16 protein-coding genes are annotated in these 16,433 nt (G+C 58.4%); 1 reads left to right on the top strand and 15 read right to left on the bottom strand.

What is annotated here, in order from left to right; all coding sequences use genetic code 11:
• Positions 1–37: 37 nt before the first annotated feature.
• The 12 genes from ORD17_RS10895 to ORD17_RS10950 form a co-directional block, all read right to left on the bottom strand.
• Positions 38–499: a hypothetical protein gene (locus tag ORD17_RS10895; protein WP_308388531.1), complete on the bottom strand. Its 462-nt coding sequence runs from the start codon at positions 497–499 to the stop codon at positions 38–40.
• Positions 500–726: 227 nt separating this feature from the next.
• Complete coding sequence (locus ORD17_RS10900; RefSeq protein ID WP_308388532.1) at positions 727–2,109, bottom strand: AAA family ATPase; 1,383 nt, start codon at positions 2,107–2,109, stop codon at positions 727–729.
• Positions 2,102–2,989 (bottom strand): toprim domain-containing protein, encoded by an 888-nt coding sequence (locus ORD17_RS10905; RefSeq protein ID WP_308388533.1) that lies wholly within the window; start codon positions 2,987–2,989, stop codon positions 2,102–2,104. Before ORD17_RS10905 ends, ORD17_RS10900 begins: the two co-directional genes overlap by 8 nt.
• 4 nt (positions 2,990–2,993) lie before the next feature.
• Entirely contained in the window at positions 2,994–3,254 is a 261-nt protein-coding gene (locus tag ORD17_RS10910) for a helix-turn-helix domain-containing protein (protein WP_308388534.1), read from the bottom strand.
• A gap of 103 nt (positions 3,255–3,357) precedes the next feature.
• On the bottom strand, positions 3,358–4,251 hold the full coding sequence (locus ORD17_RS10915) for a hypothetical protein (RefSeq protein WP_308388535.1): 894 nt from the start codon (positions 4,249–4,251) through the stop codon (positions 3,358–3,360).
• Between the two features lie 52 nt (positions 4,252–4,303).
• Positions 4,304–4,585, bottom strand: coding sequence for a helix-turn-helix transcriptional regulator (locus ORD17_RS10920; protein ID WP_308388536.1), 282 nt, complete (start codon positions 4,583–4,585; stop codon positions 4,304–4,306).
• Positions 4,582–4,908 (bottom strand): type II toxin-antitoxin system RelE/ParE family toxin, encoded by a 327-nt coding sequence (locus ORD17_RS10925; protein WP_308388537.1) that lies wholly within the window; start codon positions 4,906–4,908, stop codon positions 4,582–4,584. Before ORD17_RS10925 ends, ORD17_RS10920 begins: the two co-directional genes overlap by 4 nt.
• On the bottom strand, positions 4,905–6,131 hold the full coding sequence (locus tag ORD17_RS10930; RefSeq protein WP_308388538.1) for a tyrosine-type recombinase/integrase: 1,227 nt from the start codon (positions 6,129–6,131) through the stop codon (positions 4,905–4,907). The genes ORD17_RS10925 and ORD17_RS10930 overlap by 4 nt, the downstream gene beginning before the upstream one ends.
• Positions 6,132–6,607: 476 nt before the next feature.
• Positions 6,608–8,203 carry an IS66 family transposase gene (locus ORD17_RS10935; protein WP_308387974.1) on the bottom strand — a complete coding sequence of 532 codons (1,596 nt, stop codon included), beginning with the start codon at positions 8,201–8,203 and terminating at the stop codon, positions 6,608–6,610.
• Between the two features lie 15 nt (positions 8,204–8,218).
• Positions 8,219–8,584 carry an IS66 family insertion sequence element accessory protein TnpB gene (gene tnpB / locus ORD17_RS10940; protein WP_308387601.1) on the bottom strand — a complete coding sequence of 122 codons (366 nt, stop codon included), beginning with the start codon at positions 8,582–8,584 and terminating at the stop codon, positions 8,219–8,221.
• Position 8,585: 1 nt separating this feature from the next.
• Complete coding sequence (locus ORD17_RS10945; protein WP_308387602.1) at positions 8,586–8,885, bottom strand: hypothetical protein; 300 nt, start codon at positions 8,883–8,885, stop codon at positions 8,586–8,588.
• 99 nt (positions 8,886–8,984) lie between these two features.
• Positions 8,985–11,648 (bottom strand): DUF499 domain-containing protein, encoded by a 2,664-nt coding sequence (locus tag ORD17_RS10950; RefSeq protein ID WP_308388539.1) that lies wholly within the window; start codon positions 11,646–11,648, stop codon positions 8,985–8,987.
• Between the two features lie 21 nt (positions 11,649–11,669).
• Between ORD17_RS10950 and ORD17_RS10955 the strand changes: the two genes are divergently transcribed.
• A complete protein-coding gene (locus ORD17_RS10955) occupies positions 11,670–11,813 on the top strand; it encodes a hypothetical protein (RefSeq protein WP_308388540.1) in 144 nt (47 codons plus the stop codon).
• A gap of 2 nt (positions 11,814–11,815) precedes the next feature.
• Here ORD17_RS10955 and ORD17_RS10960 read toward each other — a convergent pair whose 3' ends face one another.
• From ORD17_RS10960 to ORD17_RS10970, 3 genes are read right to left on the bottom strand one after another with little or no spacing between them, the layout of a single operon-like run.
• Positions 11,816–12,697, bottom strand: a complete 882-nt coding sequence (locus tag ORD17_RS10960) for a hypothetical protein (protein ID WP_308388541.1) — start codon at positions 12,695–12,697, stop codon at positions 11,816–11,818.
• An 11-nt stretch (positions 12,698–12,708) separates the two neighbouring features.
• Positions 12,709–15,591 (bottom strand): DUF1156 domain-containing protein, encoded by a 2,883-nt coding sequence (locus ORD17_RS10965; RefSeq protein WP_308388542.1) that lies wholly within the window; start codon positions 15,589–15,591, stop codon positions 12,709–12,711.
• Between the two features lie 12 nt (positions 15,592–15,603).
• Complete coding sequence (locus ORD17_RS10970; RefSeq protein ID WP_308388543.1) at positions 15,604–16,221, bottom strand: NYN domain-containing protein; 618 nt, start codon at positions 16,219–16,221, stop codon at positions 15,604–15,606.
• Between the last annotated feature and the right edge of the window lie 212 nt (positions 16,222–16,433).

Below are 16,433 nucleotides of genomic sequence, written 5' to 3' on the forward strand. Positions count from 1 at the left end.
GAGAAAAAATATGCGCCCTGACGTTCTCATTCGAGTCCTACTCGCTTTCTAGAAAATCCCAAGCGAGTTGTCCATTGGGCTCCATAAAATAGGGTGCTGCCGAGACCGGGCCGGATGTGTGGGTGAGAGGGAATGCCGCCATGGCCTCGAGGTAGGCCAACAGCCGCCAGCGTTTCTTGTTTACCGCTTGTCGGGAGCAGCCCATCATCCTGGCTAGTTGTGCCTGGCTTGCACTCGGGAACTCCAGACGCAAGGCCACCAGCTTGCGTATTGCGGGCGGGGCCAGCCGAATGAGACGCTCTGCGGTTCGATTATCCTCCAGAAACAATGCGGCTGCCTCGGACGCTACTACCGCATCGTTCAGTAACCCCGAGCCCTGGCTGTGCTTTTGTCGGATGCGAAGGTTTGCGAGGGTCTTGGGCGTGGCCTTGGAGAGCAGTGGATCATGCTCGAGCAACCACAGATCCGCATCGTCAAGATGAGAGGGTCTTTTGATCATCGTCTCACTCCTCAATGGGTCCATAGTGCGTGCAAACGCGCAGGCTGAAGGGATAGCAGACGCCGTACCCAGATCCGCCCTTTGGCGGCAAACCGGAGATCGTGCGCGTGCAGCGCCCTGCCCCCATGGGCGGGTTCACGCTGTCCGGCTGGAAGTAGGCGCAGGTGCCACAAGACACGCGGGTAGGTGCCCCTACGCAGGATGATTCCGCCAAAGAGAAAGAAGGGTTATTGCCCATTGGCAACACCTCCTGGTGCGCCCTCATGGGCGCGCTCTCTATCCCCCATACCCCCTGCCCTATGTGAGGGCGCAGAAGGCGCGCTCACATGGGGGACTGTGACAGGTGCGCTCTCATAATATGAAGGCGCAGAGGACGCAGAAGGCGCGCTTTCTCCGATAGCCTCCCATCCTTTGGCGGTCAAAGCCCATGCCGTTCGGGACTTGCGGTAGGCATCGCGGTAGTCCTCCCGGCTGATGAGTCCGTCCCGCTCCAGTTGCCTCATGGCGGTGAGTAGTGCGCTGGCGTTGCGGTATTTTTTGCGCGGGAAGCCCATTTCCTCTCGCAGCATGGCCCATGCGTTGGTATGGGCCTTGGGCTCCGGGCTGACACGCTCCCCTCGCCTAACGAAATCCGCCAGCAGGCGAAGCAGGGTGCTGGTCGGCGGTTCGTTGGGCGGGTTCTCCACGTCGTGTGCGTTCTCATCCAGCTCCAGCACTCCACCATGAGAGCGCACCAGATGCAGCGGCTCAGCAGTTCGCGGGCCGATGTTCAGCTTGTCGAGACTCAGGGTTAGGCGGCTGTCGTCATCCTTGGCGGGTGTGAGCGATAGGCGCGCGCGTGCGGAATTGTGCCAGGCCGTGCTGCCACTGTAGCTTTCGCCCCGGCCATTCACGGCCTGCTTGGGCGTATGGGTCAGCAGCAGGATCGCTGGGTGGCTGCCCGCTTGGCGGCATATCTTCGCCAGGGAACGCACAAAACCTCGGACCTGTGATCGATCGTTTTCGTTGCCCTCGAAAACATCGCTGGCATTGTCCACAACGACCAAGACAGGCTGGTACTCAGTAAGAATTTCCCACAGTCGCCCATATACGGTGGTTGGCGCGATAAAATCGCGACCCGTTTCCCTATCGCGAACCGATTCGCCAAGTGCCGGATTTTCCGTTGCATCCAGCACCAGCAGACGCTCGGCCAGGGCATGCGGATTTACATCCAGAGCGTGGCAGAGGGCGGCCAGGCGATGGCGCAGCAAAGGTTCCGCATCCTCCCCAGAGAAAACCAGCACCCGGCCAGGCGTCGTCGGCACTCCGAGGAGAGGCAAGCCCATTGCCACCGCAACGGCCAGTTGCAGCGCGAGGGTGCTCTTGCCGCTTCCACCATGCCCAGACAGCAAACAGATGTGGCCACGGGGTACCATGCCATCCCAGACAAAATCCGGTGGCGGCGAGGGAGCATCGATTACCCCGGACACATCCACGTGCGGTAGGTCCACCAGTGGCTGTGGTTCGGGAAAACCACCGTTCACACGATGCGGCTCAGATACGGACTCACGACAGAGTTGGCGCTCATCCCCGTAGGGCGCGACATTTTGCGTCCAGTGGCTCTCAAGCATGGGTCAACCCCTGCCGTCTTGCAGCCATAACATCGTTCCAATCGGTGCAGCCCGGCAGGATTACTGCAGGCGGTGGCAATATCTTTGCACGCGCGCGCTCGGCCGCTTCCCGAGCTTTCCGTTGCCCCACGCTGTCAAAGTCAGGGCACACCACAATGTCAAGCGCAGGCCATCGGCGACGGGCCTCTGTGGCCACGGCTTGAAGGTTGCCGGCGTCGAGTCCGGCAATGACGCAGACGAGCGGGCTCAACGCTTGGAGAGTGCAGGCGGTGGCCCAACCCTCACAAATCCAAAGCGGGCGGCTGCCATCCGGCCTTGCGGCTACAGGAACGTAGCCACCGCCCTTTTTCATGCCTGCAATGAATCGCTTTGTGCCATCAGGTTGTATGTACTGCACTCCTCGCAGGTACCCGGCGAGGTCAATCACCGGCAAGACCAGAGAGGTTCCACGTTGCCGCGCGATGCCTGGGGCCAGGTGTTTGCGTTGCAGATACTCATGGGACGGGCTGGCCGGCCCGGCATGATTCCATACCCAGGCGCCACGTTTGGCGGCTTCCCGGTGCCGCGCATGTTCCTCGGCCTCTCGCTGGCGCTGCTCCTGCTCGATGCGGCGGCGCAAGGTGTCCCGTTCGGATGGGCTTAGGCGTTCCGGGCGCTTGACGCACCAGTTCACGCGGCAACCTGTGCGCCAGTCACCAGCAATACCAGCAGGTGGTGGGTCAAGGTGCAGGCGATACCAACCTGTTCGCTGCCCTGCCTTGTCAGTGGCGAGGCGCACCCGGTGCAGTTTTCCGTCTGGGGTTATGCTCTGGCCTGGGGCAAGCTCAATCCCCCCAGCAGCCAGGGCCTGAGTAAATTGCTCAATGATATCTGAGGCCATTGGATCAGCTCTCAGCACCCTGTCGGCGCTTAGCAAGCCAAGCGGCAAGATCTGCTACTCGATAACGCACTAATCGGCCAACTTTTATGTAGGGCAAGTTATAACGCCCCGTGGTGCGCCAGTTAGTCAAAGTAGAGACTTTGACACCCAACACTTCAGAAGCAAGCTTTTCGTTGATTTGTAGGGGGATAGCTTCAGGTTGGTAGCCCAGGGTACGGCTAATCTCAGCAATGATCTGAGCCACAGGTTCGGTGTTGCTTTGCATACGGGTTGCCTCACAGTTGTGGATATCGTGAGACAATGATGGCGGGAGGTTTCAGGGTGATGCGGCAAATAGATCTATTTGCCGTTTGCCGTTTTGAACAGGGCTATTTTTCCTTGCGGCAGCGCATAGCTTCCGGGATATCATTTTTCACGTCGCGGATGGTGCGCTCTGAGGCAGGCGTTCCTTGCAACTCAAGTAAGCGCATAATTGTGCTGGTTAAGCCGCGATCCTTGGGGTTGATTCCGGCTTCCTTGCAAAGCGCGTGGATGATGGTCAACAAGATCTTGCGGCTATTCTGTGCACTACCTGGCAATACATCACTCCTGGCTGCCTTTTCTGCTTCCTCGTGCTGATTTTCTACGCGCCTAACCTCAGAACTGAGCACAACTAGCTCATCAACGGTTATGAGTGATGCCGCCTCAAAATAATATCCCTCTGGCAACGGTGGAAGCAGACCACCACAGGTGGTAATTGATTCTCGAACTTCGTACATCCACAATGATCGCTCATCAGGTACCTCAAAAATCCTATTCTCGGCTCCAGTGAAATGGCTAACACTCGTCAGCACGCTATCGTCTAGCCCTCTAATCTCCTTATCCCAGCCCCGGAGAGATTTTGGGGATAAAATAGCCATCCCAGAAACGCTAATTTCAATTTTATCCGCATTCCTTTTGCGCCATATTTCGTGTACAACACGCGGCCGAGAATACTCAAACAAACTTATTTCGTGACCTTCGAGCCCTTTTTTTGCTTTACGGGCAACCCTAATGCAAAGATGATCTGGTGGCAGGCCAGGAAAAATATTTTCTACATTCTCTACCGTATCCGGATGATAAGAATCGCTAGTCACCGACACCCACAAATTGCCTGGTATTGGCCATGCGAACTGTAGCTTTCCTTCTGCCCCAAGTCGCAAAAGTTGTGACTCCTGGACATCCCATCTCTTGACTAATTCTGCTAACTCATAGTATTCAGGTTCTGGCAGATTGATTGTCATTGGTGGCCATAATTTACGATAGTCATTACTAAAGAAACTGCGATGCGTTCCTTCAAGAGCGTGGCTCCAGCCGCACTACGGCGCGGCTTCCGGTAGCGGCGGCGATCCGCGCAATGGTTCGCATAGATGGCGGGGATTTGCCACTTTCCAGGCGGGCGATAGCCGATTGGGTGGTGCCCATGCGTTGCGCCAATTCTGCTTGCGACAGTCCAGCGCGGGTCCGGGCTTCGATCAATTCGCGGGCGAGGCTGAACTCATCCTCCAACGCGTCGTATTCCGCCTTGAACGCGGGGTCTTTCATCCATTGCTCTTTCAGTTCCGATAAGCGGCTCATTGCAAAACCTCCTTGGCGCGTTGCCGTGCCGTCTCTATGGCCCGCTTGGGCGTCTTCTGCGCCTTCTTGACGAAAGCATGCAGGATGACCAGCCGTCTCCCGGTTGCCGTGACATATATCGCTCTGGCAATCCCATCCGGTGCCTTGGCGCGTATTTCCCAGAGCTTGTCCTCCAGGTGCTTGACGTGTGGCTCGTGGATCTGCTCCAGGCCCACCTGCTCAATCAGCTCCACTGTCCGCAATAGACGTGCGCGCAACGCGGACGGCAAGGCGTTGAGTTCATCATCAACACGCTGGTCAAGTGTCTCCGCAGTCCACTTCATAATATAGCGTTTTTGCGATGGCTAGGCAATTTTTTCATCGGCGTGACCTCGACAGATTTTTTGACTCCGGCAGCCACCAGAATGGCGTCGGTGCCTTTCTGCCAGGCATCGACAACGGGGTCTTGCGCCAACCTTGCATAGACGGCGGTCGTTTGCTGCGAGTGGTGCCCCAGCCCCTTGCCTATGACGGCCAGAGATACCCCCGCATCGATCTGAAAGGACGCGAGCGAACGGCGCAAGTCGTGGATGCGTAGGTCATCAATGCCTGCCCGCTGCAATAGCCGTTGCCAGCCCTTTTTGGGCTCTACAAGATGGCCGGTCCTGCCAGGTCCGGGGAATACCCACCCCTGCGCCCCGGATGTCTCTGCTCGGGACTGCAGCACCTCTATGGCAGCGTCAGTAAGAGGTACGGCGATGCTATCACCAGCCTTTGCCTTGGAGCCAGGAATGGTCCACGTTTTGCGCTCTAGATTGATCTCCTGCCAATGCATCGCCAGCACGTTGGAACGACGAGCCCCGGTCAGCAGGGACAGCATGACATAATCGCGCACGTCCGCGCTTTTCTCGGCGGCCAGTGCCTCAAAAAATCTTGGCATTTCATCGGGGTGCAGGCGACGATCCCGGCTTTCTTCTCGGTTCATCTTGAGGCCAGCAGCGGGATTGCCCAGTCGCGGAATATCCAGCGTGTTGATTCCAAAATTGAACACGGCACGGACCAAGGCCAAGACACGGTTGCCCTGATAGAGTCCGGCTCCCGTGCTGACCCTCCGGTGCAGAGCGCGAATATGCTGACGTTCGATATCGGATAGTTTCTTCTTAGCGATCTCTTGCAGGTGCAGACGAAAGTTACGCTCGTCGTTACCCAGGCTTTTTTTCCCCTTGGCGCGGCAATCCTTCACCCATTCGGTGAACAAGTCGGAGAACGTCATCTCTGCCTTCTTGATGCGCCGCTGCTCAGCCGGGTTAGTCCCTGCGGCAATCTGGTTGATAATCCCCGCGGCGGTCGTGCGAGCCGTCTCAATGGTCACGGTAGCGGCGTCACCTATACGAATTTCCTCCACCCTGCCATCTACCTTGCGAATGCAGTAGAAGGTCTTGGTCCCGGCTGGGGAAATATATACGGCTAGACCTTTTTGTTTTTCGTCATAGACGCGGCGACGCTTACCGAGGATTGGTTCCAGCGCCGAAAGACTGGCTTTGGTGAAATTCACTTTCTCAGGCATCGCGGTCTCCTGTTGAAGTCTGGAACCAGTGATTTCTAGTCATTCGGCCTCACATCCAGTCGTTTATTATTAAAACCAATATGTTACAGGAGCAATAAGCAGAACAATCAGACCTACTGATTCTGGTTGGATCATCCAACCTATATCCAACCGATTTAAGGTAAATTCATCAACTTTGGTGAAGGCAGTATCCGTCTAACTGATTGATATGTCAAGATAGATGAGAGCTGGTAAAACGTCGTAAATGTCAAATCCTAAGACTCTTAATCAGCGGGTCGTGGGTTCGATCCCCTCACAACCCACCATACAAAACAGGCGCTTAGAGAGATTTTCTAAGTGCCTTCATTTTTCGGGGTAATGCGGGGCTAACGTCAGATGGGCGCAGCCCCTTTTAACCAAACCAAACCCTTCAGGGTACTAACTTCCCCCAAAAACCAAAAATCGATGCAAAGTAACCGGTCTCCCCGCGGCGTTCTTTATGCGGGCTTGCGGACGTGATACAGCGGAGAACGCAGGGGGTTGGCGGCGAAGTGCTCTTTCCAGAGTCTTGGGGTGAGCTGCGCCACGTCCTTGGCGGGGTGGGTGGCCACCCGTTGCAGGACATCGACGAGGTAGTCGTACGGGTCCACCCCCTGAAGCCGGCAGGTACTGAGCAGGCTCTGGATGATCCCGAGATACTCGGCGCCCAACTCGGTCCAGCAAAAGAGCCAGTTCTTCCGGCCCAGGGGAATCGGTCGGATCTGTCGTTCGATGTGGTTGCTGTCTATGGGTACGTCGGGATCTTCCAGAAAGACTTGGAGCGGACCTTTGCGGCCATGGACATAGGCCAAGGCCTTGGTGAAGAGGTTGCTCGGTAGCAGGGCGATGTCCTGGAGCTGTTGCTCTACCCAGTGGAAGAAGGCTGTCACCAGCGGCAGGGTATGTCGTCTGCGGTATTCCCGCTTGGCCTGCCCGGTGAGTTGTTTCTCCTGGATTTCTTCCTCGATGCGATAGAACTCCCGGATCTGCCGGAGGGCTTCGGCCACCCGCTCGGGCTCATGGGCCTCGGCCTTGACGAATTCTCTGCGGCTATGCGCCCAGCACTGGGCATGGACTAGCCCTTCGTTCTCTTTCTGGAACCGGGCATAGGCGGCATAGCCATCGCTCAGGAGTACGGTGCCCGGCGGCAGCTTGCCGAGTAGCTCTTCGATGTGGACCGTGCCCCGGGTGGCGGCATAGGGAAAGCAGATCTCCTGGGCATCGCCAAAGACGGGCCAGAAATACCCTCGGTGCATCTTGCCCTTCCCTGACAATCCGGCCTTGATGGGGGTTTCATCCATGGTCAGCACCCGCGATTGGCGAATGCTCTCGAACTGCGCCGCATAAATCGGTGCAAGCAGGAAGATGGAGCGTTGCACCAAGTCCGTGAGCCAGGAGCGGCTCACCCGCAGCCCCTGCTGGGTCATGCGCTGATGTTGCCGATACAAGGGCAGATGGTAGAGGAATTTGTCGATCAGGATTCCCGCCAGGAGACTGACGTCAGCCCGACCACCCTCCAAGACCGCGGCAGGCGCCGGGGCCTGGGTGATCTTTCCGGAGTCGCGCAGTTTCACTACGGGCCGCTCGTATTTGAGAACTACATAGCTGGCGGGCTCTTGGGCCAAGCGATAGCTGATCTTGGTGTCGATGATCTCATAGGCCGAAGGGTCCAGCCCCTGGGTCTCGGGAGCCGGCAGCACGATGGTTTCGACCGGCAGGCGCGATTCGTCGAAGAAGGGCAGGCTCTCTGCCTTCTCCTCGGGGCGCTTGGCCACCGTGCGGGTATGGGCAGCGACGGTACGGGTAGGAACCGGCTGTTTTTCCTGCGCCTCGAAGATCTCGCCGAGACTGAGCTGCTCTATGGGAGGAGGCGGAAGACGGCGCTCGCTCTTGGGTCCGAAGAGCTGGCGGCGAAACCAATCCAGCTGGGCTTGAAGACCTTGGATCTGTGCCTGAAATTCTTCCCGCAGGGACTGGTTGAGGAGCACCTGCAATTGCCAAGCGGCGAGGGCTTCGGGGTAGTTGCGTGGGAGCGAGGAAGTCTCTGTTTCCATTGCAGAATCATAGCGCTAACTCCCAGTTTCCGCCAGTTTTTCGGGGACTTGGCGCTGATAGCGACGGCGTGTTTTGGCCACTTCGAGGCCCTCGAGCAGGAGTTTCAAACCGGTCCAATCCAACTCCCCCGCTGGAGGTCGCTGCCAGCTCCAGAATTGGCCGCGCTCCAGGCGCTTGGCCCAGAGGCAATACCCTGTGCGATCCCAGTAGATCACCTTCATCTGCGTGGCGCGGCGGTTCACGAAGACGAAACAGTGCCCAGACAAGGGATCCTGCCCCAGGAACTGCCGCACCAAAGCCGACAGCCCGTCAAAAGACTTGCGCATGTCTACCGGTACCCGGCAGACGAAGACCCGGATGCGCCCCTCGGGAAAAAACATCTCAGCCGCGGCGAATGGTAAGGGTGCAGCCGGCGCCCAAGTCCAGACGAATCTCCAAGGAAGAAATCCCTGTCTCCCGCTCGCTTGGCAATCCCAGCTTCAGGAACTCGGGCAAGGGGGCAACGCTGGAAGATGCCGCCGTCTTTTGGCTGGCCCCACCCCGCAGCCGCTGCCGCCAGTAGTAAAATTGCGAAAGAACCAGACCCTGCCCTTGGCAAAACTGCGGCGTTGACAGCCCGCTGGTCTCTTGTGCCGTCACCATCTCCTGCCAATACCGCGTCTTTTCTTCCGAGCTGCGCATGATCTTACTTCTCCAAGCGTCCCAAGGAGCCATCATGCTGGCAACACAATACCCTCAACGAAAGAACGCCGCGGAGCGATCGCTTACGATGCAAAGGTTCTATTCGGAATCCTCAAACTCCGCGCTCTTGAACTTCAACACATTGCAGTTTTCCTTGACTGTACGCTGGAGCCCATCATCGAAACCCGTGGCTGAATCCGCCTGAATTTCTATGGCGATTCTGACTTTCACCCCAGGACGGATGGTGAATTGCTGAACGACTTCCTCGACCAGGTCCGCAAACTGTTTCTTGGCCTGGATGGCATCAAGTTCGACGATTCCATAGAACTGCTTCTTAGGCGGCTGAGGAGCCGTTACTGCCCCTACCACATAAGCAGGCTTGGACGAATCCTCGACCTTGAGGCCAGTTGTGCCACTATCAATGGTGCCCGGTGTCTCGCCAGTTGCCTTTGGACGTGCAGCCTCTTCAGCGGCGCGCTGTGCCTGCGCATATTCGGCGGCGTTTTTCGGCTCAATCAACAATAAGGATGTGTCGAAAAACAAAGAGCTACGTTTTCCGAAAGTAAAACCAACATAGCGCCCATCTTCCTTGCCCTGGGCAAAACCAAAAAATTCTCGGCTCTCTGCAGCAGCGAAAAGCGTCTGCTGAAAAACCCGATCATCCAGCAAGCGCGGTAGGTAGAGTTGCTGGCAAGTCTGCTGCCAGACATTGAGTGCATTGACGTCTTTGGCATACTCTTTCCAAAACCAGTCACGCAATACCTTGGCCAGGTGGATTGGTGCCCACTCGCTGATGAGCAACTCGTTTTCCTTGAGCACGCGCTCGATCTCCTGCGTCCAGTTCTGCGCCCCCGGATTGAGTGGGAAATGCTCCCAGATCAGCTCAGACAGACCTTTGCCCGGACGTGCCTCCTGCACCGGCGCGAGCAACCACTTGTAGGTTTCGCGGACCATGCGACGCACGGTCTCCTCCGCCTGCTCCAAACTGGCCTGTGCCTGCTTGGCCATGAGGTTGTCGAGGACGATGCGATTGTCCTTGTAATCCGCAACGATGCTGCGCCACGCCAGGTATGAACGAATGTGGTCCTTCAGCCGACTCACGTTATCGGAGTCCGCGGCCAGGAAGATCAGCCGGTTTTGCTTGAATCGTGGCTGGTCACCACGTTTTTTGAGGATTTCCGTCGCACGCTCAATGGCAAGCGTCTGGCTGGTCCTGCTGAAAGCCGCATCCGGCGGCAATACCACCAGCCGCAGTGCCCAGTCGTCGGGCACGTCACCACTGCCGGTGAAGACGTGGATGCCGCCAAACACCCCGCTGGCAAAGCTGCGCTGCACGCGGTCACGGATCGCAGGGAATACATCCTCTTTGTCCTGAAAGCGGCGCTTGCGTTCTTCCATTTCGCGCCGCAGATTGGGGCGTGTGTCGAGCCAGTAACGATTGTTGGCGTGGTTGAGGTAATGCAGTCGATCACCCAGACGCCGCAGCGCGTCCCTGAACAGGCCGGGCTGTTGCCTTGGCTGCGCCACACCCAGAATCACGCGCTCCAACTCCAGGCCGCGCACGCCCTGGTTGGAGGTACTGGGTGCACTGCCCAGAAAGATGGCACGCGCCGCACGCCGGCAGGCCTGCACGCTGCCAAAGCGGGTATCGTTGTTTTCGATCTCCCAGGTTTCTGAGCGTTCACCATCCACGTCGCGTTCGATCACCGGTGTCCATCCCTGGGGCAGGTAGTACAGCAGCTCGTTCAGCGTATCAACGTCCATTAACGGAAAACTGCCAGGCATAATCAGCGGGTCGTTGTTCCCGTCTCTCCACAGGCGGTGAATTACCTTGGCCATCAGCTTCAGCACTCCGCGGGTACGCTGGAAGTTGTCCAGCGTCGACCAATCCTCATAGAGGCGGTCGAAGACCTCGGGGTGGATCGGATAGGCGTGTATCAATCGCTCAAGATACTTACTGCCCTGGGTCTCCTGCGGGAAGTCGTCACGATTCTCAATGTAGTAATCTGCGAACGAGCGGCAGACCGACTCCATCGCCAGTTTGTCGCTGATGTTGGAAAAGAGCCGCCGACGCACGATCTCGAAGGCCTCCTCGGTGCCCACCGGCTTCCATAGCGCCTGTACGCGGCCGAAGTAGTGTGCCAAGGCTTCCAGCGCCTTCACCCCGCGCTGGCTGCCGGCTTCCTTGTCGGATTCCGGCAACGAGGCCAGCAAAACCGCCGTGGGAACAGCCTTCAGCGCTTCCGTCAGTGCCTGTACGAATGACAGGTTGGAGTCGAAGGTGCCGCCGGTGAGGGTTTTGCCTTCCTCGAACTGACGCACATAGGCCACCAGCTCGTCGATGAGAATGACACAAGGTGCATGGCGAGCCAGCAGGCTGGCCAGGGTTTCCTTACCCGGTGACGTGCCCGACACGTCGGCTTCGGCAACCAGAGCAAAACCTTCCGACCCGCCCAATTGCCAAGCCAGGTCACCCCACAAGGTACGAATGCTTTGTCCGTCTCGCAGCACCGGCTGGTTGGGTGAAGACTTGATTCCATCAAGCACCGCGACCCGTGCCCGTGGCAGTTCCGTAACACCCGCTGCATCGAGAATGGCCGGGATGCCAGGCATGTCACTTGGCGGAACTTCGCCGCGGGCCAGGTGATAGACCGCCAGCATGGTGTGGGTCTTGCCACCACCAAAGGCGGTTTGCAACTGGATCACCGGGTCGCCGCCTTTGCCCGTCAGCCGCTTTACCACCGAATCCAGCAGCAGGCGCATGCCCTCAGTGATGAAGGTACGTTGGAAGAAGAGCGCCGGGTTCTGGTATTCGGCGTTGGCCGTGCCTGCATGGACCCGCGACAGGTCGGCGGCGAATTCGGCCTGCTGGAACTTGCCTTCCCGCACATCAGCGTGCGGCTCTGCGATTTCGCGCCAGGGTTTTAGAGTCATGGAGTCACTCCCAAAATAGCCAGAATGGCGTGAAACCAGTGAAGACGAATACCTTCAGGTAGAAGATTCAATACCTGAATTGCGGACAGAAAACCAAATCCCGCACCGACCCACTGCCAACGCCGGGTTTCTTTATCTCGTTCATTTGCTGCAACCAGTTTGTGTAACGCCTGAAGCTGATCGAGAAACTCCTGATTGATCTGTGCCAGCCGCATCCGCTCTGCGATCAAATCCCACACCAGCGGAAGCTCTTTGCGATCCATCAACACAGGATATCGGAAGTAGTGCCGCGCATTGAATTCCGCGGAAAGGCGAATCAGTCGTGACAGCTCTTTGGGTAGCCCGTCCCATTCAGCCATCTTTACGATCAATGCCTGAATGCGCTGCTGATATGCGCACGCCAATGCCAGCAAAATAACAAATCGTTCGAACCTGTGTTGGTGCTGGCAAACAACCGAGAGTGCAGCGCCATCGACAGCCAACCAGAGGCCATCCCCAAGCTTTTCGTGGCTCTCGATCGTTAGCGTTGCGCTACCACGTAGCCATTTGGATGCGAGACTGCTTTGCTCATCCGTGGGTCCGCTGTTTGAGCAGGTTTGCCAAATTGACAGAGCCACGACGTCACCGCTTTTTTTCTGCTCGCTGTTAGAAAACGAAACCAGAAATCTGGTTTCATATTCTGTTCCGGAGAAAAACGTGAGGCGCCATTGTGTTTGATCAGTGCCTTGGAGTGTTTTTGCCGACCCTTCAAATCGATCCAGCAAAGGTTTTTGCAGAAAACCGACACCCTTGCCATTGATCGTTAATTTCTGCCAGTCATGATCTTTGACGTGGGCTTGGTCTTCAGCAGTAGAAATCGTGACATATTGCAGAGCCATTTTTGCCTCGCTTACAGATCCAGCGCCCCTTGCGCGCCTACTACCCCTGTCTCGCCCGCGACCTGCTCGATACCGCTCCACGCCGTGACCAGCTCATTGTAGGCGCGGGCGTCCTCGGCCCAGCCCTTGCGCTCGCAGAGTGTATATAGACGATAGGCAAGGGTGCGAATGGGTTCGGCGCGGGCGGGCATGCGGGCGAGCAGCGCGCCGGCGGCGGATTCGCCCTCCTGATTCAGGGCGCGGATGAGCTGGTGCAGTGCCTCCCACACTGGCAGGCGGGTGTCGGATTCCGGCGACCAGTCGCGAGGCATCTCGGCCCACTTGCGCAGGCGTAGCTCACCCTTGCTCGACTCTACCACGCCGCTCGCGGCGAGGCCCTGCACGCTGGTGCCCTTGGCGCGCGCCAGCACGTCGGCGTCGCCGTATTTGCCGGTGGCCCAGCCCTGCTGCTCGAACCAGTGCAGGCAGAACTGGGTGTCGTGGTCGAAGTCGTCTTCGGCCAGAAAGCGGTTGATGAGTTGCAGCGCGGTGCGCACGCGCATCGGCGTGCCGTCGGCTTCCAGCACGGCGGCGTACTGGCTGAAGATCGCCATGCCGGGGCCGATGATGGCCTGCGACAAATCCACCGGCGCGACGGGTGAATTGACTCCACCGCGCGTCATCTCGTCCAGCGCCTCAGGCAAGGTGGCGTTGAGCTCGCGCAGGAATTCGCGGCGGCTGACCGTGGGCGCATCGGCGGGGCGCTGACGGCAGACCAGAACGATACTGGAGGCCAGAGCGTTCGTGCCAAGACCAACCGACCGGTTTGCTCTCTCCGTCCGCATCGGCCATGTTCCGGTAATGGCAAAGCCAGACTGCAAAACAGCATTCAAAAATGTTTCCCAGCCAGTGCTTGATGTCCCGAGTTCTGCTTTGCTCTCGTTCTGCTTGAAGGCGTAGTAGATGGTGACCGGAAAAGCCGGGTGCGCCTGGCGGTCGAGGTTTTCCAGCGCCCGCGTCATGCCCTCAAGAAAGAAGCGCTCGGCGGCCTCACGGCTACCGTGGCGGTAGGGTGTGGCGACCAGTTCTTCCGCCTTGGGAACAGCGAGCGTTGCATAGAGCCTAGGAAATACAGATCGCAGCGTTCTTCGCATCCAAACATAGAAATAGTCAGAGAGATCGGCGTAACCGATGTTGTCGTAATACGGTGGGTCCGTCGAAACAACTTTTCTGGTGCTTATGATTTGTGATTGAGCGTCATGTTGTTGGACATTGCCATTTGCCACTGGCCGAAACTCACGCACAACGCGGACAACCCAATCGAGTGCTGTCTGCTCCCAGTTTCCGGTTCCATCCGAGAACGGGTTACCTTCGGCAAAGTCCCAGACCATTGGGATTGCTTGTTTCGTAAATGCATGTGCAATGAAGCCACCTGATGGCTCCCATGTGGCATTCGCAGTCCAATAGTCAGCGGCACGTCCGAGGGTAAGACCCAAATACACCCCCACCGCCTGCGCATAAGCGGTTGCGCCGGTGCCGCCCTCGTCCAGCCCTTGGCCATCATCCTCCATTCCGGCGGCAAGGGCGTCCTGCCGGCACTTTTCGATGGCCTCGCCGACCAGATCGGAAAAAGTGGTCAGCGCGACCAGTTGGCGGGGAGTGAAGAGGTCGCCATATTTCGTCAGCCCGTAGAGCGGAGGGGAGAACCAGCGCGGGTTTTCTGGCATCGCAACATCTGGTTTCCATTCGGGCTGCGCCTGCCGCGCAATCGTTTCATGCTCGGCGGTCGGCGCGAGATACAACCGGCCCCGCAACCCTTCGGCAACGATGGCCATGAGCCGTGCGCCCATGCGCCCTGCGTTGGCTTCGGTGTAAATGTGTTGGGGCTCGATTGGGGTATCGGACAACAAGCATTTGAAGTTCGCCCCACGCGCCAGCTTGGTTCCGTTCTTCGCTTCTTCCGGCGGCGTCCCCACCTTGACGGTAAAGCGATAGCGGTCGCCTTCCACCACAGGCTCGACATAGGCCTCCTTGCCCGGCTTGCTGGAGAGCACGAAGGTCGAGGCCAGGGGCACCTCCACATGGCTGAAGGCCGGGTTGGGGCTTTTGACCGTGCGCGCCCACAGCCAGGCGATGACGGTGAGCTTCTGGCCCAGCAGCGGCTCGAGGTCAGGCCGCGCCGATACCATCCCGGCGGTGATTTCCACCTGCGGATACAGGTGGCCAATACGCTTTTGCGCCTCTTCGCGCATCCAGGCACCATAGCGGCGCACGTCTTCGGCCAGCCCTTTCGCGCCAGACCAGTCTTCCGTCAACTTGCCCTGCTTATCGCCCGCAAGGCGTGGGCCTACGGGCACACACCCGGCAAAGCGCGGGGGGATTTCGATCATCGCCTTGTTGATGAGCACGGCCACGGGGTTGAGGTCGGAGGCGAAGCTTTCCAGCCCCAGGCGCTGGGCTTCCAGCGGCAGCGCACCGCCGCCGGCAAAGGGGTCGTGAAAGGCGGGCAGCTTGTCGGGATTGAAAAGCTCGGCGGCCTGGCGGTGGTTTTTATTGAGGGCGCAGGTTTCGCGCCAGCTTTTCCAGATTTCTTCACGCGCCGCGGCGAGAACGGCTTCGTTGTTGGTGTTTTCCCACTGCACCAGCTCCTCGATGAGCTGGAACAGACGCTCGCGCTCGGCTTGGGCCTTTTGCTTGTTGACACCGCGCCCCAGGTGGCGTTCGTAGCCGGGGTCGTTGACCATCTGGGCAAAGATCACCGCCCGCGCCGCCGCCAAGGGCCGGCGCGCCCACCACAGGTGCAGGGTGCTGGGATGGCCGTGGCGGATGGATTTTTCGCGCGCCGCAGCGGCATTGATGCCATCCAGCGGCAGGGCAACTTCGATGAGTTTTTTGGGGGTTTTGATGAGGGTCATTTTTCTACCTTTTCAGCGCCAGGTATCCGGGCGGGTAAGCACGTAGCCGTCGGGCTTGATCAGCCGATCTGGCAACTGACTGGCGCGCAGCTTGTTTTCACTGATGGCAAGGTAGCCGTTGGCATGCTGCTTAAGTGCCTTAGAGTGGCGCTGCGGCGGGAAGGCCACGATGACGCGCTTGGCCGGAAAGCGTTCACGCACACGGCGGATCGGCGTAGTCAGGTCACTGTCGCCGGAAATGACCAGGGCTACGTCGAAGACATCGTCGAAAGCGTCTGTCATCAACTGGATGGCGATGTTGACATCGGTCATCTTTTCTTCGTAGTCCTGCCAGGTGGCGTGGCACACCAGGCACTTACGCTGCTTTTCGAGGTAGTGGCCGAACTGGCACCGCACGCCTTGAACGGCCAGCGCCTCCAGATAGTCCTTCTGCCGCTTCTGGTCAGCCACGTTGCGACCGTTGTCGCGGATGCGGGCGGAGAAGTAGTGCGTTGCAAGCAGTTGCTGCCCCGGCTTGAGCAGGCTGCGCGCCAGCGCTGCCACATCCAGCCAGTAGTAGCGTTTGAATCGGGACTGCTTCAGGCCGAAGTAGAGGTTAAAGCCGTCGCTATAGGCAACAACGCGGGTCATCGGCTTGCCTCCCAGCTCTTGCCATGCGACTCAAAGATTATATACTGTGATGCGGTAACCCCCCGGAGATAGCATCTCCGGCCAGACGCCCCGAAAGGGGCGTTTCTCTTTGTGGGGTTGACTCCAGCCCCACCGGAGATAGCATCTCCGGCCCAACGCCTCCTTCGTGGAGGCGTTTTCCTTTGTGCCCCGCCATGGTGAGCAGCCATGGC

This window comes from Acidithiobacillus sp. AMEEHan, from assembly GCF_030996345.1.
Lineage (GTDB): Bacteria > Pseudomonadota > Gammaproteobacteria > Acidithiobacillales > Acidithiobacillaceae > Igneacidithiobacillus.